This window comes from Lentzea albidocapillata subsp. violacea (assembly GCF_900100275.1).
GTDB lineage: Bacteria > Actinomycetota > Actinomycetes > Mycobacteriales > Pseudonocardiaceae > Lentzea > Lentzea violacea.
Genome location: NZ_FNET01000023.1, coordinates 64018 through 82933, shown reverse-complemented (window position 1 = coordinate 82933; position 18916 = coordinate 64018). Strand labels below are relative to the sequence as shown.

Below are 18916 nucleotides of genomic sequence, written 5' to 3'. Positions count from 1 at the left end.
GCCCGGCCGGGACGCCGCGTCACTTGCCGCTGATCAGATCCACGCCGAAGTACACGGCGAACATCAGGGCGAGGCCGGTCATCAGCCAGCCCGGCCAGCGGCCCTTGCAGATGCGCAGCACGACGTAGGACACGAGGCCCGCGCCGATGCCGTTGGTGATCGAGTAGGTGAACGGGATGATGGACACGGTCAGGAACACGGGGATCGTGAAGTCCGTGTCCTGCCAGGGGATCCGGCGGATCTGGGTCATCATCAGGCCGCCGATCACCACCAGCGCCGGGGCCGCCGCCTGCGCGGGCACGACGGTCGCCAGCGGCGTGAAGAGCAGTGCCACCAGGAACAGGCCGCCGGTCACCACCGAGGCCAGGCCGGTCCGGGCGCCTTCGCCAACGCCCGCGGCCGACTCCAGGAACACGGTGTTCGGGGCGGACCCCGTGACGCCACCGGCGATCGCGCCGGCACCGTCGACCATGAGGATCTTGCCCATGCCCTCGACCTTGCCGTCCTTGGTCAGACCCGCCTCGTCGGAGACCGAGGTGATCGTGCCCATGGCGTCGAAGAAGCCGGACAGCACCAGCGTGAACAGGAAGATCGTCGCCGCGATCACGCCGGCGGACACGAAGCCGCCGAACAGGTCCACCCGGCCGAACAGGCCGAAGTCCGGTGAGCTGACCACGGAGGACGGCAGCGACGGGGTCACGAGACCCCAGCCCTGGACGTCGAACGCGGCGTTCACGCCGATGGCGACGACGGTGGCCACCACGATGCTGATCAGCACGGCACCGGGCACGCCGCGCGCCAGCAGCACGATCATCAGCAGCAGGCCCAGGCAGAAGATCGCGATCGGCCAGCCGCTCAGGTGGCCGTCGAGGCCCATCCGCACCGGCACCGTCGACTGCGCCGCGTCCGGCGTGCGGGTCACGAAACCGGCGGAGACCAGTCCCACCAACGCGATGTAGAGCCCGATGCCCACGGTGATCGCGATCTTCAACGGCTCCGGGATCGCGTTGATGATCCGCTCGCGGACACCCGAGGCGGCCATGATCACGATGCAGACGCCTTCCAGCACCACGAGACCGAAGGCCTGCGCCCACGTCATGGTCGGCGCCATCTGGAAGGCCACCACGCCGTTGACGCCGAGACCGGCGGCGATGGCGAGGGGAGCGTTGCCGACGAGTCCCATGAGGACGGTCATCACGCCGGCGGCGAGCGCCGTCGCCGTGGTGATCTCGGCGATGGTGAGCTTGGCGCCGGTGATGTCCGCGGACGCACCGAGGATCAACGGGTTCAGCAGCACGATGTACGACATCGCGACGAACGTCGTGATGCCACCGCGCACCTCACGGCCCAACGAGCTGCCGCGTTCGGTGATGCGGAAGAACTGGTCGAGCGGCGATGTCGACGCCCGGCTCCGTAACTGGGTCATTGATGGACGGCCTTTCCCATGCCGGTGGGCGCGTTCCAACGCTGGAACGCGTTTGTGCGATGCAAGCTCCGGTCAGCTAGGCAGGCTTGTGGCCCTAGTAATCGATCCGAGTTGCGAGGGATGTCCACGCGGTAAACGGGGCGTTGTCCTCGCCAGTGGAGATCTGGTGCACGGGCAAGTCCCATTCAGAGCGGGACTTGCTGAACAGCTCGTAGAACTCCCGGTCGTCGAAACCGGCCGCCGCCGCGTCGTGGCGGTCGGCGGCGTAGATCACCTTGTCCACCCGCGCCCACAGCGCGGCGGACAGGCACAGCGGGCACGGCTCGCACGAGGAAATCAAGGTGCAGCCGGTCAGGCGGAAGTCCCCGAGCGCCTGGCAGGCCGCGCGGATCGCGACGACCTCGGCGTGGGCGGTGGGGTCGAGGTTCGGCGTCACCTGGTTCACGCCGGTGGCGATCACCTCGCCGTCGCGGACGATCATCGCGCCGAACGGGCCGCCCCCGGAGGCCACGTTGCGGGTGGCCAGGTCGATGGTGGCGAGCAGATGTGCGTTCACGGCAAACAACTCCAGGGAGATCAAGCACAGGTCAGGTACCGGTGAGGTGTTCCGGGCGGACCGGGACGCGGGTGAGCGCCAGGCCGGTCGCCGCGCGGATCGCCGCCACGATCGCCGGGGTCGACGAGATGGTGGGCGGTTCGCCGACGCCCCGGATGCCGTACGGGGCATGGGGATCGGCGAGCTCGAGCACGTCGATGCTCATCGGCGGCATGTCGAGCACGGTGGGGATGAGGTAGTCGGTGAACGACGGGTTGCGCACCTTGCCGCCGGAGGTCTGGATCTCCTCCATCACCGCGAGGCCGAGACCCTGGGCGGAACCGCCCTGGATCTGGCCCAGCACGGCCTGCGGGTTGAGCGCCTTGCCCACGTCCTGCGCGCAGTCCAGCGACACCACGCGCACCAGGCCGAGGTCGACGTCCACGTCGACGACGGCGCGGTGGGCGGCGAAGCCGTACTGGACGTGCGCATTGCCTTGCCCGGTAACGGGATCAAGAGCCTCGGTCGCGCGGTGACGCCACTCGGTGGTCTCGTCGATCACCTCGTCGCCGATGTCGGTGCGGCCGGCCAGCCGATCGCGGACCAGAGCGCAGGCGGCCTTCACCGCACCGCCGGTGACGTACGTCTGGCGCGAGGCGGAGGTCGAGCCGCCGTTGCCGATCGTGGTGTCCATCGGCAGCACGGTCACGCGTTCGATGCCGAGCTCGGTCCGCACGATCTGCTGCATGATCGTCACCAGGCCCTGGCCGACCTCGCAGGCGGCCGTGTGCACCGCCGCGGCCAGCGAGCCGTTGACCATCGAGACCCGGACGCGTGCGGTCGAGTAGTCGTCGTAGCCCTCGGAGAAGCAGATGTTCTTGATGCCGACCGCGTAGCCGACGCCACGGACGACGCCCTCGCCGTGCGTGGTGTTCGAGACGCCACCGGGCAGCTCACGGATGTCCGTCAAACTCCCTGCGGGCAACGGCTTGTCCTGCACCAGCTTCAGCAGTTGCGCGACGGGCGCGGCCGAGTCGACGACCTGGCCGGTCGGCATCACCGAACCCTCGGTCATCGCGTTCCGGATGCGGACGTCGACCGGCGACATGCCGAGCGCCTCCGCCAGCTTGTCCATCTGGGACTCGTAGGCGAAACCTGCCTGCACAGCACCGAATCCACGCATGGCGCCGCACGGCGGGTTGTTCGTGTAGAGGCCGTAAGCGTCGATCGTGACGTTGTCGACCTCGTACGGGCCAACGCCCAGCGTCGCCGCGTTGGCCACGACAGCGGGCGTCGACGAGGCGTAAGCGCCACCGTCGAGATACATGTGAGAACGGACGTAGACGAGCTTGCCGGTGTGGTCGGCGCCGTGCTCGTAGTACAGCACGGCGGGGTGCCGGTGCACGTGCCCGTAGAACGACTCTTCGCGGTTGTAGACCATCTTCACGGGCTTGCCGGTGTACAGGGCCAGCAGGCACGCGTGCACCTGCATCGACAGGTCTTCGCGGCCACCGAACGCGCCGCCGACACCGGACAGCGTCAGCCGCACCTGCTCCTGCGGCAGGCCCAGCGCGGCCGCGATCTGGTCGCGGTCGACGTGCAGCCACTGCGTCGCGACGTAGAGGTCCACCGAGCCGTCGGTGGCCGGCACCGCGAGCCCGGACTCCGGCCCGAGGAACGCCTGGTCCTGCATGCCGACCTCGTACCGCCCGGTCACCACGACGTCGGCCTCGACGTCCTGCGAGCCGCGCCGGATCGGCACGTGCCGCACCAGGTTGCCGCCGGGGTGCAACGGGGTGTCGCCCGCGGCGGTCTCCATGTCCACGACGGGTTCGAGCACGTCGTAGGTCACGACGATCTTCTTCATCGCCCGCAGCGCGGTCTCCGGGTGGTCGGCGCCGACCAGCGCGACCGGTTCGCCCTGGTAGCGCACGACGTCCACGGCCAGCACCGGCTGGTCCTTGTGCTCCAGCCCGTACAGGTTGCGGCCGGGTACGTCCGAGTGCGTCAGCACCGCGTACACACCCGGCACCTTCAACGCCTCCGTCAGGTCGACCGACGTGATGCGCGCGTACGGGTGCGGCGAACGCAGTGTCGCGCCCCAGATCATGTCCTCGTGCCACAGGTCGGACGAGTAGGCGAACTCGCCGCGCACCTTCAGGTTGCCGTCCGGGCGCTGCGGCGACGTCCCGATGCCACCCGACACCGCGGAGGTGAGTTCGGCGGGAGTGAGGGTCATCGCGCTGCCTCCTGGAGCTTCAGGCTGGCCGCGGAGAGGTCCCGCGCCAGCTCGTCGGTCGACGCCGTGAGCAGAACCCCGTCCCGCACCACGACCTCACCGCCCACGACCAACAGTTTCAACGGCGGGGGAGTGCCCAGCACCAGTGCCGCCACCGGGTCCGCGATCCCCGCGTAGTCCATTCCGGACAGATCCCACACGGCGAGGTCCGCGACCTTGCCCGGCTCGATCGAACCCAGCGAGTCCGCGCGGCCCAGCACCTGCGCGCCGCCCATCGTGCCCATCCACAACGCCCTGCGGGCGTCCATCGCACCCGGTCCGCCGCGCTGCCGTGCCTGGTACAGGGCCGACCGCAGCTCGACGACGAGGCCACCGTCCTCATTGGACGCGGCGCCGTCGACCCCGAGGCCGACCGGCGCGCCGGCGTCGAGCAGGTCGCGTACCGGTGCGATCCCGGTGCCCAGCCGCCCGTTCGACGTCGGGCAGTGCGCGGATCCGGTCGAGGTCGCCCCGAGCCGCTTCACCGCGGCGGCGTTCAGGTGCACGGTGTGCGCGAGCCACACGTCCGGCCCGAGCCAGCCGAGTTGCTCGGCGTACTCGGTCGGCGTGCACCCGTTCTCCGCCAGGCACTGCTCTTCCTCGTCCATCGTCTCGGCGAGGTGCGTGTGCAGCCGGACGCCGTGGCGGCGAGCCAGGGACGCGGCCCCGGTCATGAGTTCGCGCGACACCGAGAACGGCGAGCAGGGCCCCACCGCCACCCGGACCAGCGCGTCGTCGGCGGTCGAGTGGTAGTCGCCGATCGCCTGCTCGGTCGCGATCAGCGCGGCCTCGGTTTCCTCGACCAGGTTGTCCGGCGGCAGCCCGCCGTGCGACTGACCGCGGTCCATCGACCCGCGGATCGCTTCGAGGCGGATGCCGATCCTGCGTCCCGCCGACACCAGCGCGTCGAAGACGTCGCCGCCACCGGACGGGAAGACGTAGTGGTGGTCGGCGGCCAGCGTGCAGCCCGTCAACGCCAGCCGCGCGAGCCCGGCCGACGCCGCCGCGTGCGTCACGGTGTCGTCCAGGCCGCGCCACACCGGGTACAGCGCGGTCAGCCACTCGAACAGCGTGGCGTCGGTCGCGAGACCGCGCGTCGCCCACTGGTAGAGGTGGTGGTGGGTGTTGATCAGCCCCGGCGTCACCAGGCACGACGACGCGTCGACGTACGTGTGCGACTCGGAGGGCCGGGGTGCCGGGCCGGAGCCGACGGACTGGATCCGCCCGCCGTCGATCACGACGTGCCCGGACGGGTGCTCGGTCCCCGACTCGTCCACAGTGGACACCGCACAGCGGTCGAGGACGATCATCGGCGTGACGCCGCCAGTCGCACGGCGTCCAGGATCTTCTCGTACCCCGTGCAGCGGCACAGGTTCCCGGCCAGCGCCTCGCGGATCTCCGGATCCGACGGCTTCGGCACGCGGTCGAGCAGGTCGTGCGCCGCCACGACGAGACCGGGCGTGCAGAACCCGCACTGCACCGCGCCCGCCTCGACGAACGCCTCCTGCACCGGGTCCAGGGTGTCCCCGTCGGCCAGCCCCTCGACCGTCCGCACGTCCCGGTCCTGCACCTGCCCGGCCGCGACCAGGCACGCGCACACCGGCACGCTGTCCAGGTACACCGTGCAGGAGCCGCACTCGCCCTGCTCGCAGGCGTTCTTCGAGCCGGGCAGCCCGAGCCGCTCCCGCAGCACGAACAGCAGCGACTCGCCTTCCCACACGTCGTCGGCCTGACGCTGCTCGCCGTTGACCGTCACGTTCACGCGCATGGCCGCTCCTCGCTTCCATTCGTCTTGGCAAGAAGTTCCTGCCACGCCCAGCCGAGCGTCCTGCGTGCCATCACCGCGAGGGCGTGCTTGCGATACGCCGCCGACCCGCGCACGTCGTCGATCGGTGACGCCGCCCGCGAGACCAGCTCACCGAACTCGCGCTTCACCGAGTCGAGCAACGGCCTCGGGTTCTTGAAGTCCAGCGTCGAAGCCAGGAACTGCTCGGCCTCGTGCGCCCGGCGCGGTGTGGGAGCGGCCGAACCGACCGCCGCGCCCACCCGGTTCTCTTCGGGGAACAGCGAAATGCCGAACGAGCACACCGCGATCACCATGGCGTTGCGCGTGCCGACCTTGGAGAACTGCTGTGGCCCCTTGGCAGGCGTCAGGTGAACCGCGACGATCAGCTCGTCGGGCTCCAGCGCGTTCCGCTTCACCCCCAGGTAGAACTCGGCGGCGGGGATCATCCGTGTGCCGCGCACGGAGGCCACCTCGATGACCGCGCCGGACGCCAGCAGCACCGGGTGCGTGTCCCCGGCGGGGGAGGCCGCGCCGAGGTTGCCGCCGACCGTGCCGCGGTTGCGGATCTGCGGCGACCCGACCGTCCGGGAGGCCATGGCGAGCCCCGGCAGTTCGGTGCCGAGCTCGTCGATGATCCGCGCGTACGGCACACCGGCGCCGACCCGCAGTCCGTCGGACCACTGCTGGAGCTCGGGAATCCGGGTCAGGTCGAGCAGGGCGGAGGGACGGCGGTGGTCGTAGTTCAGCTCCACCATGACGTCCGTGCCGCCGGCGATCGGCACGGCGTCCGGCCGGGAGGCCTTCAGCTCCAACGCCTCCGCGAGCGTTTCCGGTCGAAGGAAGTCCATCGTCAGCTACCTCGGTAGGTGGAGTAGGCGAACGGCGACAGCAGCAACGGCACGTGGTAGTGCTGCGCCGGATCGGAGTAGTCGAAGGTGAGCACGACCTCGGGGAAGAACGGCGCCGCCTCCGCCGTGTCGAACACCAGCCGGTACACCCCGGCCTCCAGGCCTTCACCCCATCCGGTGATCCGGCCGTCGGTGTTCGTCTCGGCGTTCGCTACCTCTGTCCCGTCGCGGCGCTGCAGCGACACGGCGATGCCGGCGAACGGCCTGCCGCGCGCCGCGTCCAGCACGTGCGTGGAGATCGTCACTCGCCCTCCCATCTGGTTGTGAGCCAGTACACAGACCCACTGTGTCCTTGAGCTACGGCCGCGTTACATGAATCGCCAGGCTCCTACACACCGTGAATTTGTGCTTTCCTACAAACGTCACCCATTCTGGCTACGAATGGACGAAAGTGACCTGTCATGTTGCTGCTGCGGACGTTGCTGCAGATGCCGGAACTGCGCCTGAGCCTGCACACCGGTGAAGACCAGCTCGACCGCACCGTCACGCGCGTGTACGGAACGGAGCTGCCCGACCCCAGCCGGTACCTGTCCGGAGGGGAGCTCGTGCTGTCCGGCCTGCTCTGGCACCACGGCCCGCAGGACTCCGAGACGTTCGTCCACTCACTCGCCGCGGCCCGCGTCGCCGGTCTCGCCGCGTCCGAGACCGAGAACCGCGCGCTGCCCGCCGACCTGGTCGACGCCTGCGTCCGCCACCACGTGCCGCTGCTCGAAGTTCCCATCGACCTCTCGTTCGCGACCATCACCGAACGCGTCTCGATGGAACTGGTGGGGCTCTCCCGCCACCGCCGCCTGCTGAACGTCGTCGCGGAAGGCTCTGGCCTCCCCGCGCTGCTGATCGCCGGCGGCCACGAACTCGGCGCCTCGTGCTGGGTGCTGTCCACGGCGGGCCGGGTCGTCGCGGGCGGCGAACTGCCGGACCGGCTCACGCTGGTCAAGGAGTTCCTGCAGGCCGACCGCCTTCCGAAGACGGTCAAGGGCGTCACCCTCGTGCCGGTCTCCGAACGCGGCGGCAACCGGCTCACCAGCTGGATCCTCGTCGTGGGCGGGTCCGTGCAACCGGAGGCCGCCGCCGAGCTCGCGTCACTGGTCGCGCTGGAGAGACTGCGCGAGGCGCAGGGCAGGCAGATCGAGAACCGCACCGCCGCACCCCTCGTGTCCGCGGTGCTGAGCGGCTCGGCCGACCTGGAGTCACGGCTGGCGGCCGCCGGCCTGGAACGCGCCCAGCTGCGGGTGATCAGCGCGGTGACGTCCGACCAGCGCGCCGACCTCGCGGCGGCCGTGCTGGAGGAGGCGCTGCCCCAGGCGCTCGTGACCCCCGTCGGCGACGCCGTCTACGCGGTGGCCGTGGCGGGTGACGCCCAGCCCGACGACCTCCGCGAGGCGATGCGCGTGATGGAACCGGGCCTCGGCTCGTCCCGCGTGCTCGTCGGCATCAGCTCACCCGTCACGTCCCGGGGCCTGCGCGGCGCGGCGGAGGAAGCCACGCACGCGCGCCGGCTGGGAGAGCGCCGTGGCGGCCGCACGTGTGTGGTGGCGGGCGAGGAGATCGCGCTGCATCAACTGCTGCTCGCGGGCGTGCCGGAGGAGTTGCGCACCTCGTTGCGCCGTCGGCTCCTCGGGCCCGTTCTGGACTACGACGCCGAGCACGGGTCGGATCTCGTGGGCACGTTGAAGGTGTTCCTGGACTGCTCCGGTTCGTGGACGGCGGCGGCCGGCAAGCTGCACGTCCACGTGAACACGTTGCGGTATCGGATGGGGCGGGTGGAGGAACTGCTCGGCGTCGACCTCGCGGAGTTCGAGGCGCGCGTGGACCTCTTCCTGGCGTTGCAGGCGGGGTAGTTTGGTTCGGGTCGAGGACCGACTGAGGGATCTCGGCCTGTCAGTCTGATGGCTGATACCGCTTGAGCCTTCAGGCTGATGCTCGGAGACGCCCCCGCTTCCTACTGTTCGGGGCATGAAGACCGCCGCCTTACTCGTGGGCCTGCTGCTGGCCGGGATCACCGGCTGTGCGGCAGCGCCCAGCATCCGTGTGGTGGTCGAGGGAACGGGCACGACCGATCGGCTCACGTACACGTTCCCCGGCGAGGAGGAACGCACGCTGCGCAACCCCGATCTGCCGTTCGAGCGCATGGGCAACCGCAAGGGACGGGTCGTCGTGCGGCTCGAGGGAGTGCACGGCGAGCTCACCTGCAAGATCATCATCAACGGCCGGCAGGTGCGGTCGTCGACGTCGAGCACGGGCGCGGCACTCACGTGCGATCACTCGATGGCCGTCTGATGTAAGACGGGGAAAGCCCGTAGCTTCAACGTGTCGGGGAGGTACGGGTTGATGAGTGACGTGCTGGCTGTCAGAGCCACAGGAGTGATCAGGGGCAGGAACGACGTACCGCCGCGATTCCGGCCACCCGCGCCGCCGCGGCACTTCGTCGGCAGGGACGCGGAGCTCGCGAGCATCAGGGCCGGGGTGACGGTGTTGTACGGCGCGGGCGGGGCGGGCAAGACCGCGCTGGCGCTGAAGTGGTTGCGGGAGAGGGGATCCGGCGATCAGCTGTACCTCGATCTGGCCGCGCACGACCTGGGGCGTGTGCTGCGGGCGTTCGGGCTGAGCGCCGAGCCCGAGGACGAACGTGCCGTGTTCCGCAGCCTCGTGCTGCGCCGGCAGTTCACCCTGTTGCTGGACAACGCGGACTCGGCCGAGCAGGTGACGCCGCTGCTGCCCCCGTCGGGCACGGTGCTCGTGACCAGCCGGGTCAGGCTGAACCTGCCGCAGGCGCACGAGATCGCCGTCGGGTCGCTCACCGACGACGGCCGGCTCGGGCCGTTGCTCGACCGGTCCTATGTGGAGCTTCCCGAACGGCAGGCGCGGCTCTACCGGCTCTGCGCGTGGGAGCCGGACACGTTCGGCGTACCGGTGGCTGCGGCGATCGCGGGGGAGTCCGAGTGCGACGTCGAGGACGCGCTGGACGACCTGGTGGAGAAGTCGTTGCTGACCGAGGTGGGGGACGACGGGTTTCGGTTTCATGACCTCGTGCGTGCCCATGCGCGCGCAAAGCGCTATCAATAGTAAATAGGGTCCACGGGCGTTTAACGCAATGCGCTCCGTTGAACGAACTTTGTTGGCGCTGAACGGTTATCCACACCGACCCGTTCCTTTCGGGAATCCGAATCAGTCATATCCTTCGCGTCATGCCGAAGGATTTCCGGGCCACGACTCTCGAACGCGCCATCGGGCGGCAGCTGGCCGGGTGGCGCGACGAGCGCGAGCTGAGCCTCACCGAGGCGGGCCAGCGCGTGGGCTTCAGCAGCGCCAAGCTGTCCATGATGGAGAACGCGGTGCAGCCGTCGGCGCCCGTGGACGTCATGGCGCTCGGTTACGTCTACAAGGTGCCCACCCCGGAATGGCAGGCCGTGGTGTTGCGCGCGCAGTACGCGGAACAGGTGCGCACGCGTTCGGTGTACAGCGGGCCGCTTTTCGACCCGGCGGCGGATTTCGTGAACCTGGTTTTCGAGGCGACGTCGCTGCGCGCGTTCACGACGGATCTGGTTCCGCCGGTGTTCCAGCTCCCCGGTTACACGAACGCCGTCCTGCAGTCCGACGACCCGGTGCGGACGGCACGGCTCGCGCTGGTGCGGGAGGCGTGGTCGGCGCGCCTGAACGACAGGGACCCGCTGACGGTGCAGGCCGTGTTCCCGGAAGCGGTGCTGCGGCACGTGATCGGCGGGCCGCGGGTGATGAAGGCACAACTGCTGCACCTGATGGAGGTCAGCGAGCACGAGACGGTGAGCGTGCAGGTCGTGCCGCGCGACGCGGGCGCGTATCCGGCGATGGGGTCGCCGTTCACGTTGCTCGGGTTCCCGCACCGGCAGCACAACGACGTGGTGTACCTGGAGACGTTCATCAAGGGCGAGTACGTCGAGGAGCCGGGGCTGACCGAGGAGTGCGCGCAGCGGTTCGCGGGGCTGCAGAAGATCGCGCTGGGCACCGGGGAGTCGCTGGAGCTCATCGCCGAGGCCGCCGCTGACCTGTAGAGATGTCGGGACGGCATGGAGGTGGTGCTGCGGTGTGGTTTCGCTGAGAGAGATCGGCGAGAGTCTCAACAGGGTGCTCGACAAGGCGGCGGAGGCCGGCGCCGCCCTCCGAACCGCAGCGGAGTTGGCTGGAGATGCGCGGGACCTCCTGGAGTCGGCCGGCGGGGGCAGCCTGCAAGCGGATGTCGAGGTGTCGAACGCTCAGTTCGCCGAGGCTGTCGAGGGCATAGCCCATCTTCATCAGCAGCTCGGTGCCGCAGTCGACGGAACTCAGAAGATCCTGCATGGCCTCGAGCTCGGCAGGAGCGCCAAAGCATCTCGTCCTGCGGCGCCACCCTCACCATCGACGTCAGTCCCGTTGCCTCAACCAGGTGTTCGCGAACGTGTTGACCGGTTGCGTCGGGCTCTCCCGCCGCCGGTGCAGCCCCGATCGGGGCAGAAGACCCATGGGCGCTGGTTCACGGGCCTTGATGAACCTGGCACGTCTGCGAGGGAGTTGGCCAGTGGTCATGACGAGTTGGGGCTGGCTGCCAAACAGCACCTCCGCGACATGGGGATGCCTGGCACGCCTGTGACCGCCGTGGATGTCGAGATCAAGATTGCGGTGCACATGGCGCGCAATGGCATTCGGCACGCGACGGTCGTCTTGAACAACACGCCCTGCAAGGGGCGATTCGGATGTGACACGCTGGTTCCGGCAGTGCTTCCGGAAGGCAGCAGCCTGACCGTTCACGGAGTCACTCCAGACGGCCGGATCATGCAGAAGACCTACACAGGAGGGGCAGCGGCGCCGTGGAGCTAGAGGTCTGGGGCGAAGAGGGCACCGAAGAAGCGACTTTGGTGCGCACTTCCGCTGAGTTCGAGGCACTCCTGGAAAAGGCGCGGGCAGCCGACTACCCGATCTTGTTGGAGGTTCTCGACGCCGCTTCACCGTACCGGGTGATCTTCAACGTGGGACTGCACGACGGCCTCGGCGTGCTGCGGTACGCAGGGGGCGAACATCCTGACGGTGTGTACAGCAGGAATCCGAACCAGGTGCCTGATCAGGCTGAAGTGGTGCTGTACTACTACATGAACAGTGACCGTGAGTTCCCGGCCAGCGCGCACTACCCCGTCGACGTGGTGCTGCAGGCGTGTGCCGAGTTCATGCAGACCGGGGGTGCTCTGCCGACTGGTGTCGAGTGGCAGTCCTGGCCCGCGATCGTGGGTGCGTAGTGACGGCCGCTGACCTGTAGAGATGTCGGGTTCCTGAGAAAACTCCTGTTCGCCGCCCAGCGGGGGAAGGATCAGGGAGCACCTCAATCCGAGATATCCCCTCTGGCAAGGAGGCGGCATGTACCGCAGATTCGGTGTCCTGCTCGCGGCGGTCCTGGGTGTCACGCTCATCGCCGCGGCGCCGGCCACCGCAGACGGTTCCAGGCACTTTCCCACGGAGTTCTCCCTGCCCAACGGGTGGCAACCGGAAGGCATCGCGATCAGCGGCACGACGGCCTACTTCGGGTCGCGGGCCGACGGGTCGATCTACGCGGCGGACCTGCGCACCGGCAAGGGCAAGGTGCTCGCCAAGGGGCCGGGCACGCCGTCGCTCGGTATGAAGGTCGATGACCGCAAACGGCTGTGGGTCGCCGGTGGCGTCGGTGGTGACGCACGGGTGTACGACACGCGCTCCGGCAAGTTGCTGGCGACGTTCCAGTTCGCGACCGCGGACACGTTCGTCAACGACGTCGTGCTCACCGAGAAGTCGGCGTGGTTCACCGACTCGCGCAAGGCGGTGCTCTACGAGGTGCCGCTGAACCTGAAACCGCACCGCACGCTCGCGCTGACCGGCGACCTCGTCGTCACCCCCGGCGCGGTCAACCTCAACGGCATCGTCACCGGGCTCGGCGGCGGCCTGATCGTCGTGCAGAGCAACACCGGAAAGCTGTTCAGGATCGATCCCCGGAGCGGGAAATCGACCGAGATCAATTTGAACGGTCAAACACTTACCAATGGCGACGGTCTGTTGCGTGAGGGACGTCAGTTGTACGTGGTGCAAAACCGGCTGAACAAAGTCGCGCGCTACACGCTCAGCCGTGATGGCGCGACGCTGGCGGCGGAACGCACGGACGCGCGGTTCGACGTTCCCACGACGGTCGCCGCGTTCGGCAAGCGCCTCTACCTGCCGAATGCCCGGTTCAGCACGCCTCCGACGCCCGAGACGACCTACACCGTCGTCGCGGTCGAGCGGCCGTAGCAGAACGAGCGTCAGAACTAGCCCGTACGGGGGTTCTTGCCTCGTGAGAACCCCCGTACCGGGTGTTGCTTCACTCACTCGACTGGGTAGCCTGCCAACCGCGTACTACGTGTGATCGCTGTCATTGGGTAACGATGATCTCTCGCCGTAACCTGATTACAGCCGAAGGAGTTACTCAGGTAGCCCGCGGCGCAGGACACAGGAGACCGTGAGAGCGCTGTGAACGAGAAGAGCGGTTACACACCGACCGACTACCGGACCATTCGGTCGCGGCTGGCCGGTGTCGTGGTCGTTCCCAGCGTGGTGCTGCTGGTCATGTGGGCCGTTTTCTCCTCTTACACCCTTTTTGACGGTTTTTACCTGCGGTCGGTCGCGGCCGGGGTGAAGGGCGCGGCGATCCCGTCCGTCGAGGCGCTCGCCGGCCTGCAGAAGGAACGCCAGCTGACCCTGGAGGTCCTCAGCAACGCCGAGGGCGTCGACCGGGGTGGGCTGGGGCGCCAGCGCGGCGTCACCGACGAAGCGGTGCGCAAGATGCGGGACGCGTTCGCGGAACTCTCCGAGAGCGCGCCGCAGGACACCGTGGACCGGATCAACGCGCTCAACTCCGTGCTGGACGAACTGCCGCAGCAGCGTTCGCGCGTCGACGCGGGGTCGGCGAACCCGCAGGCGCTCTACGACTACTACAACGGCCTCCTCGACTCGGGCGTCGCGCTGCTGTCCCGGCAGGCGCGGCTCGTGCCCGACTCGGAGGCGAGCCAGGCGGGCGTCCAGGCCGTCACGATCTTCCAGGCCGCCGACTGGCTCTCGCGTGGTGCCACGATCGGGTCGCGCGGGCTGCTCAACGGCACGTTCACCGCGCCCGAACGGGTCGAGTTCGCCCGGTTGACCGGCGCCTACCACTCGGGCCTCGACTCCACGATCCCGTTCGCGCTGGAGCAGCCACGCACGCAGTACGACTCGTTGCGCGGCAGCACCGAGTACCGGACGCTGCTCGACCTCGAGGGCCGGATCATCAACGGCGACGCGACCGTCACCGACGTGCAGTGGCGCGGCGTGGCCAGCCCCGTGCACGACAACCTCGTCGGCCTCGCGGTCACGCAGGCCCGCAACGCCGCCGACCTCGGCCTCGACAAGGCCGACAGCCGGGTCGCCGCGGTGCTGATCGGCAGCCTGATCGCGTTGCTCGCCGTCGTCGTCGGCATCGTGCTGGCGTTGCGCATCTCGAACCGGCTCGTGTCGAAGGCCCTGGTCATGCGGCTGGCGTCACTGCGGGAGGACACGCTGCGGCTCGCGCAGGAACGGCTGCCGCACATCGTGGCCCGGCTGCGCGGCGGCGAGCAGGTGGACGTGCACCGCGACATGCCGCCGCTGGACTACGGCAACGACGAGATCGGCCAGGTCGCGGACGCGTTCAACGCCGCCCAGTACACGGCGGTCGCGGCGGCGGTGAAGGAGACGCAGGCGCGCGAGGGCGTGAACCGGGTCTTCCTCGACATCGCGCACCGCAACCAGGGGCTCGTGCACCGGCAGCTCAAGATCCTCGACAGGCTGGAACGCGAGGAGGAGCACCCCGAACAGCTCGACCAGCTGTTCCAGCTCGACCACCTGGCGACCCGAGCCCGCCGCAACGCGGAGAACCTGATCATCCTCGCCGGCGAGCAGCCCGGCAGGCAGTGGCGCAAGCCCGTGCGGCTGAGCGACGTCATCCGCTCCGCCGTCGCCGAGACCGAGCAGTACGTCCGCGTCAGGGTCAACCCGGTGCCCGACCGCGCGCTGGCGGGCGTGGCCGTCGCCGACACCATCCACCTGCTCGCCGAGCTCGTCGACAACGCGACGGCGTTCTCGTCACCGCGCTCCGAGGTCGTCATCCACTCCAGCGCCGCGCCGCACGGCCTCGTGGTGGAGATCGAGGACCACGGCCTCGGCATGACGCAGGAGGAGCGCCTCCAGGCCAACGCGAAGCTCTCCAACCCGCCCGACTTCGAGACGATGGCGTTCCGCGGCGAGTCCAGGCTGGGACTGTTCGTCGTCGCCCGGCTGGCCGCACGGCGGGGCATCAAGGTGGAGCTGCGTGACTCGCCCAACGGCGGCACGGTCGCGTTGTGCGTGCTGCCGCCGAACATCGTCGCCCCGCACAGCGCCGCGGGCGACATCACCGAGACCACGCAGATGCCGGTGCGGTCGTTCCACGACACGTACCACGGGCACGTCGAGGAACACCCGAGCTTCCCCGTGAAGGTGAATCCCGAAGTGCACGCGGCACTGAACGCGGGGCTGAGGGCGCTCGTAGAACCTGATATGAGCACAGTTGCCCCAGCGGCCGTGTCCGCCGCAGAAGCATCGGTGGAAGAAGCAACCTCCGCGGCACCTCCGGGGAAGGACGGGAAGGCACCCCTTCCCCGCAGGAAGAAGCGGCAGAACCTCGCGCCGCAGCTCATGCAGCCCTCGGAGGAGCCGCCGCACGCCGAGCCGGTGACCGGCGAAAGGTCGGCCGAGCGGACCCGTGACGGTTTCGCCGCGTTCCAGCGCGGTACCCGTGACGCCCGGCTGACCGACGACTGGAGATCAGAAGGAGCCCCCTCGTCATGAAGCACAACGCAAGCCAGCACGGCGAACTGAACTGGTTGCTGGAGGACCTGATCCAGCGAGTGGTCGGCGCCCGCCACGCGGTCGTGCTGTCGGCGGACGGACTCCTGCTCGGCCGTTCGGCCGGGCTGTCCCGCGACGACTCGGAGCACCTGTCCGCGATGGCGTCGGCGTTCCAGTCGCTCGCCCGCGGCACCGGACGGCACTTCGGCGGTGGCGCCGTCCGGCAGACCATCGTGGAGATGGAACACGCGTACCTCTTCGTGACCGCCGCGGGTCACGGGGCTTGCCTGGCCGTGCTGGGCGAGGAAGATGCCGACATGGGCATGATCGCGTACGAGATGAACATGCTGGTGAAGCGCGTCGGCACGTACCTCTCGTCGGCTCCGCGCGCGGAGACCGCGACAGTGCCCTCGGCGCGTGAGTCGCGCTGATGACCTCGCGCGAGGACTGGTGGTACGACGAGGCCGCGGGGCCGCTGGTGCGGCCCTACGCGATGGTGCGCGGCCGCACCCGGCCGAACGCGCCTGACCTACACCTCGTCACGCAGGTCCGAGCTTCCGCGTTTACGTCCGACCAGACGTCGCTGACGGTCGAACATCGCGAGATCATGGCCCTGTGCGCACGCCCGCTCTCGATCGCCGAGGTCGCCGCCTACCTCGACGTGCCGCTCATCGTGGTGAAGGTCCTGCTGTCGGACCTCATCGAGCGTGGTGACGTGCTCGTGCAGAACTCGTCCCCCAAGATTCCCGACCGGAATCTCCTGCAGGCCGTACTGGATGGTGTTCGTGGGATCTGATGGCCAGCTGACCGTGCCGACCGCGGTCAAGATCGTCATCGCGGGCGGGTTCGGCACCGGCAAGACCACGATGGTCGCGTCGGTGTCCGAGATCCCGCCGCTCCGGACCGAGGAACTGCTCACCGAGGCCGGTGTGCACGTCGACGACCTCGCCGGCATCGAAGGCAAGGACACGACCACCGTCGCCCTCGACTTCGGTCGCATCACCATCAACACCAAGGTGGTGCTGTACCTGTTCGGCACGCCCGGCCAGAACCGGTTCTGGTTCATGTGGGACGAACTGGCGACCGGCGCGATCGGCGCCGTGGTCCTGGTGGACACGCGCCGGCTCGACTCCTCGTTCCCCTCGATCGACTTCTTCGAGCACCGCGCGATCCCGTTCGTCGTCGCCGTGAACTGCTTCGACGGGTCGCAGCTCTACACGGTGGACGAGGTGCGGCACGCGCTCGACCTGGACGAGGCGATCCCGGTGGTGCTGTGCGACGCGCGGGACCGGGAGTCGTCGAAGTCGGTGCTGGTCGAGCTGATCCAGCACTCGATGAACCGGCTGGCCGCCGTCTAGTGAGAAGGCCCGCTCCGAGGAGCGGGCCGTCGCGTCATTTCGCGTAGTTGTGGAAACCGCGGCCCGACTTCTTGCCCAGCAGGCCCGCGTCCACCATGCGCAGCAGCAGCGGCGGCGGCGAGTACAGCGGCTCCTTGAACTCGTCGTACATCGACTCGGCGATGGCCTTCGTGGTGTCGAGGCCGATCAGGTCGGTGAGGCGCAGCGGGCCCATCGGGTGGGCGCAGCCGAGCACCATGCCGTTGTCGATGTCGTCGGCCGAGGCGAAGCCGGACTCGAGCATGCGGATCGACGAGAGCAGGTAGGGGATCAGCAGCGCGTTGACCACGAAGCCGGCGCGGTCCTGCGAGCGGATGACCTCCTTGTGCAGGGTCTCGCGCACGAACTGCTCCGCGCGGTCCTGCGTGGTGGCGCCGGTCAGCAGCGACGGCACGATCTCCACGAGCTTCAGGACCGGCACCGGGTTGAAGAAGTGCACGCCGATGACCTGCTCCGGGCGACCGGTGGCCATGCCGAGCTTCATGATCGGGATGGACGACGTGTTGGACGCGAAGATCGCGTCGTCGTCCTTCACGACCTTGTCGAGCGCGGTGAAGACGTCGGTCTTGATCTGCTCGTTCTCGGCGACCGCCTCGACCACGAACTGCCGGTCGGCGAAGTCACCGATGTCGGTGGTGAACCGGATGCGCCGCAGAGCGCCGTCCCGGTCCTCCTCGCTGAGCTTGCCGGACTTGACGCCCCTGGCGAGCGAGGTGGCGATCCGCCCCTGCGCTGCCTCGGCCGCGCTCGCGTTGACCTCGACGACGATGACGTCGAGGCCCGCGCGAGCACTCACCTCGGCGATTCCGGAGCCCATGAGGCCGGAACCGACGACTCCTACACGTTGAATGTCACTCACGTGACCGATCCTGCCACGACCTGCTCGAAACGAGGTCAGAGACCGAGGTCGAGGCCTTCGGTCAGGCCGCCGACGCCGTCGAGCAGGTCGAGGTCGGCACCGAGCGCGTTTCCGACCGTGCCGTCGACGACGCCGTGGACGGTGTCGTGCACGCCGCTGACCGGCGCGACGTCCGGGACGACCTCGTGGACCACGTCGGTGACGGTCGTGACGTCGGTGGTGACGGCGCCGAGCACGCCGGGCACGCCGTCGACGGAGACGATGTCGGTCACGCCGGTGACGGTGCCGAGGGCGCCGTTGACGTCCGCCACACCGGTCACGCCGCCGAGCACGTCGCCGGTGTCGGCGAGGCCCGTGACACCGGACAGGTCGGTGACGTTGCCGAGGTCCGTGACGTTGCCCAGGCCGGTGACGCCGTCGAGGGTGCTCGACACGTCGCAGTGGCCGGACATGTCGCCGGCGAAGCCGTTGGCGGCGTCGAGGTTCGCGAGGCCCGTGAGGGCGCTGTAGGACGAGAGGCCGTCGACGTCCGCGATCGAGGCGGCGTCGAGCACCAGCGGGAGGATCTCCTGGACGTCACCGGGGGTGATGTCGCTCAGACCGCAGGAGCTGAGGACGCCCTCGGGGTCGAGGTCGAACGCCGACATGGCCGCCGGGTCGTTCAGGAGGTTCAGGGCGAACTCCTGCAGCGTCGCCGGCTCGGCCTCCTGCGGCACGGCCACCGGGGTGGCCGGGGCGGTCGCCTGCGGCGCGGCGGGCGCGGGCGCGGCGGGCTGAACGGGCTGCTGCGGGGTGGCCGGCTGAATGTCCTGCTGCATCATGGGAGTGGAGCTCCTACGGCGGGTCGGGGGATGTCCCAGGAACCGTAGAGAGA

At 69.1% G+C, this 18916-nt stretch carries 20 protein-coding genes; 11 read left to right on the top strand and 9 right to left on the bottom strand.

The window, feature by feature from the left end:
- Positions 1–19: 19 nt before the first annotated feature.
- The 7 genes from BLR21_RS34555 to uraH form a co-directional block, all read right to left on the bottom strand.
- Positions 20–1426, bottom strand: coding sequence for an NCS2 family permease (locus BLR21_RS34555; protein WP_090012987.1), 1407 nt, complete (start codon positions 1424–1426; stop codon positions 20–22).
- 94 nt (positions 1427–1520) lie between these two features.
- On the bottom strand, positions 1521–2003 hold the full coding sequence (locus tag BLR21_RS34550) for a nucleoside deaminase (RefSeq protein ID WP_276526504.1): 483 nt from the start codon (positions 2001–2003) through the stop codon (positions 1521–1523).
- A gap of 10 nt (positions 2004–2013) precedes the next feature.
- Complete coding sequence (locus BLR21_RS34545) at positions 2014–4200, bottom strand: molybdopterin cofactor-binding domain-containing protein (RefSeq protein ID WP_090012985.1); 2187 nt, start codon at positions 4198–4200, stop codon at positions 2014–2016.
- Positions 4197–5549, bottom strand: a complete 1353-nt coding sequence (locus BLR21_RS34540) for an 8-oxoguanine deaminase (protein ID WP_090012983.1) — start codon at positions 5547–5549, stop codon at positions 4197–4199. Before BLR21_RS34540 ends, BLR21_RS34545 begins: the two co-directional genes overlap by 4 nt.
- Positions 5546–6007, bottom strand: coding sequence for a (2Fe-2S)-binding protein (locus BLR21_RS34535; protein ID WP_030478010.1), 462 nt, complete (start codon positions 6005–6007; stop codon positions 5546–5548). The genes BLR21_RS34540 and BLR21_RS34535 overlap by 4 nt, the downstream gene beginning before the upstream one ends.
- On the bottom strand, positions 5998–6873 hold the full coding sequence (locus BLR21_RS34530; protein ID WP_090012980.1) for an FAD binding domain-containing protein: 876 nt from the start codon (positions 6871–6873) through the stop codon (positions 5998–6000). Before BLR21_RS34530 ends, BLR21_RS34535 begins: the two co-directional genes overlap by 10 nt.
- A 2-nt stretch (positions 6874–6875) precedes the next feature.
- Complete coding sequence (gene uraH, locus BLR21_RS34525) at positions 6876–7190, bottom strand: hydroxyisourate hydrolase (RefSeq protein WP_036015170.1); 315 nt, start codon at positions 7188–7190, stop codon at positions 6876–6878.
- Positions 7191–7334: 144 nt separating this feature from the next.
- Here uraH and BLR21_RS34520 point away from each other — a divergent pair, with 144 nt between their 5' ends.
- The 11 genes from BLR21_RS34520 (at position 7335) to BLR21_RS34470 (ending at position 17144) form a co-directional block, all read left to right on the top strand.
- Positions 7335–8774 carry a PucR family transcriptional regulator gene (locus BLR21_RS34520; protein WP_090012978.1) on the top strand — a complete coding sequence of 480 codons (1440 nt, stop codon included), beginning with the start codon at positions 7335–7337 and terminating at the stop codon, positions 8772–8774.
- 115 nt (positions 8775–8889) lie between these two features.
- Entirely contained in the window at positions 8890–9213 is a 324-nt protein-coding gene (locus BLR21_RS34515; RefSeq protein WP_090012975.1) for a hypothetical protein, read from the top strand.
- A gap of 51 nt (positions 9214–9264) precedes the next feature.
- Complete coding sequence (locus BLR21_RS34510) at positions 9265–9999, top strand: hypothetical protein (protein ID WP_143028017.1); 735 nt, start codon at positions 9265–9267, stop codon at positions 9997–9999.
- 122 nt (positions 10000–10121) lie between these two features.
- Positions 10122–10964, top strand: coding sequence for a helix-turn-helix domain-containing protein (locus BLR21_RS34505; protein ID WP_090012970.1), 843 nt, complete (start codon positions 10122–10124; stop codon positions 10962–10964).
- A 34-nt stretch (positions 10965–10998) separates the two neighbouring features.
- Entirely contained in the window at positions 10999–11766 is a 768-nt protein-coding gene (locus BLR21_RS34500; RefSeq protein WP_090012968.1) for a DddA-like double-stranded DNA deaminase toxin, read from the top strand.
- Positions 11757–12179, top strand: a complete 423-nt coding sequence (locus BLR21_RS34495; protein WP_090012965.1) for an Imm1 family immunity protein — start codon at positions 11757–11759, stop codon at positions 12177–12179. The genes BLR21_RS34500 and BLR21_RS34495 overlap by 10 nt, the downstream gene beginning before the upstream one ends.
- A gap of 118 nt (positions 12180–12297) precedes the next feature.
- A complete protein-coding gene (locus BLR21_RS34490; RefSeq protein WP_090012963.1) occupies positions 12298–13197 on the top strand; it encodes a superoxide dismutase in 900 nt (299 codons plus the stop codon).
- A gap of 219 nt (positions 13198–13416) precedes the next feature.
- Positions 13417–15786, top strand: coding sequence for a sensor histidine kinase (locus BLR21_RS34485; protein ID WP_338061083.1), 2370 nt, complete (start codon positions 13417–13419; stop codon positions 15784–15786).
- Positions 15783–16217 (top strand): roadblock/LC7 domain-containing protein, encoded by a 435-nt coding sequence (locus tag BLR21_RS34480; RefSeq protein WP_030478020.1) that lies wholly within the window; start codon positions 15783–15785, stop codon positions 16215–16217. The genes BLR21_RS34485 and BLR21_RS34480 overlap by 4 nt, the downstream gene beginning before the upstream one ends.
- Entirely contained in the window at positions 16217–16582 is a 366-nt protein-coding gene (locus tag BLR21_RS34475; RefSeq protein WP_090012960.1) for a DUF742 domain-containing protein, read from the top strand. Before BLR21_RS34480 ends, BLR21_RS34475 begins: the two co-directional genes overlap by 1 nt.
- Entirely contained in the window at positions 16563–17144 is a 582-nt protein-coding gene (locus BLR21_RS34470) for a GTP-binding protein (RefSeq protein ID WP_090012958.1), read from the top strand. Before BLR21_RS34475 ends, BLR21_RS34470 begins: the two co-directional genes overlap by 20 nt.
- Before the next feature lie 34 nt (positions 17145–17178).
- On the opposite strand, the gene BLR21_RS34465 is transcribed toward BLR21_RS34470, so the two are convergent.
- A complete protein-coding gene (locus BLR21_RS34465) occupies positions 17179–18042 on the bottom strand; it encodes a 3-hydroxybutyryl-CoA dehydrogenase (protein ID WP_090012955.1) in 864 nt (287 codons plus the stop codon).
- Between the two features lie 35 nt (positions 18043–18077).
- Positions 18078–18863: an IniB N-terminal domain-containing protein gene (locus BLR21_RS34460; protein ID WP_090012953.1), complete on the bottom strand. Its 786-nt coding sequence runs from the start codon at positions 18861–18863 to the stop codon at positions 18078–18080.
- Positions 18864–18916 lie beyond the last annotated feature (53 nt).

What these genes read in the sequence shown, in the direction of transcription:
- BLR21_RS34535 (WP_030478010.1), bottom strand. Translation starts at nt 6,007, where the DNA reads ATGCGCGTGAACGTGACGGTCAACGGCGAGCAGCGTCAGGCCGACGAC.
- BLR21_RS34470 (WP_090012958.1), top strand. Translation starts at nt 16,563, where the DNA reads ATGGTGTTCGTGGGATCTGATGGCCAGCTGACCGTGCCGACCGCGGTC.
- uraH (WP_036015170.1), bottom strand. Translation starts at nt 7,190, where the DNA reads ATGGGAGGGCGAGTGACGATCTCCACGCACGTGCTGGACGCGGCGCGC.
- BLR21_RS34540 (WP_090012983.1), bottom strand. Translation starts at nt 5,549, where the DNA reads ATGATCGTCCTCGACCGCTGTGCGGTGTCCACTGTGGACGAGTCGGGG.
- BLR21_RS34480 (WP_030478020.1), top strand. Translation starts at nt 15,783, where the DNA reads ATGAAGCACAACGCAAGCCAGCACGGCGAACTGAACTGGTTGCTGGAG.
- BLR21_RS34530 (WP_090012980.1), bottom strand. Translation starts at nt 6,873, where the DNA reads ATGGACTTCCTTCGACCGGAAACGCTCGCGGAGGCGTTGGAGCTGAAG.
- BLR21_RS34475 (WP_090012960.1), top strand. Translation starts at nt 16,217, where the DNA reads ATGACCTCGCGCGAGGACTGGTGGTACGACGAGGCCGCGGGGCCGCTG.
- BLR21_RS34490 (WP_090012963.1), top strand. Translation starts at nt 12,298, where the DNA reads ATGTACCGCAGATTCGGTGTCCTGCTCGCGGCGGTCCTGGGTGTCACG.
- BLR21_RS34505 (WP_090012970.1), top strand. Translation starts at nt 10,122, where the DNA reads ATGCCGAAGGATTTCCGGGCCACGACTCTCGAACGCGCCATCGGGCGG.
- BLR21_RS34510 (WP_143028017.1), top strand. Translation starts at nt 9,265, where the DNA reads ATGAGTGACGTGCTGGCTGTCAGAGCCACAGGAGTGATCAGGGGCAGG.
- BLR21_RS34515 (WP_090012975.1), top strand. Translation starts at nt 8,890, where the DNA reads ATGAAGACCGCCGCCTTACTCGTGGGCCTGCTGCTGGCCGGGATCACC.
- BLR21_RS34555 (WP_090012987.1), bottom strand. Translation starts at nt 1,426, where the DNA reads ATGACCCAGTTACGGAGCCGGGCGTCGACATCGCCGCTCGACCAGTTC.
- BLR21_RS34545 (WP_090012985.1), bottom strand. Translation starts at nt 4,200, where the DNA reads ATGACCCTCACTCCCGCCGAACTCACCTCCGCGGTGTCGGGTGGCATC.
- BLR21_RS34520 (WP_090012978.1), top strand. Translation starts at nt 7,335, where the DNA reads ATGTTGCTGCTGCGGACGTTGCTGCAGATGCCGGAACTGCGCCTGAGC.
- BLR21_RS34460 (WP_090012953.1), bottom strand. Translation starts at nt 18,863, where the DNA reads ATGATGCAGCAGGACATTCAGCCGGCCACCCCGCAGCAGCCCGTTCAG.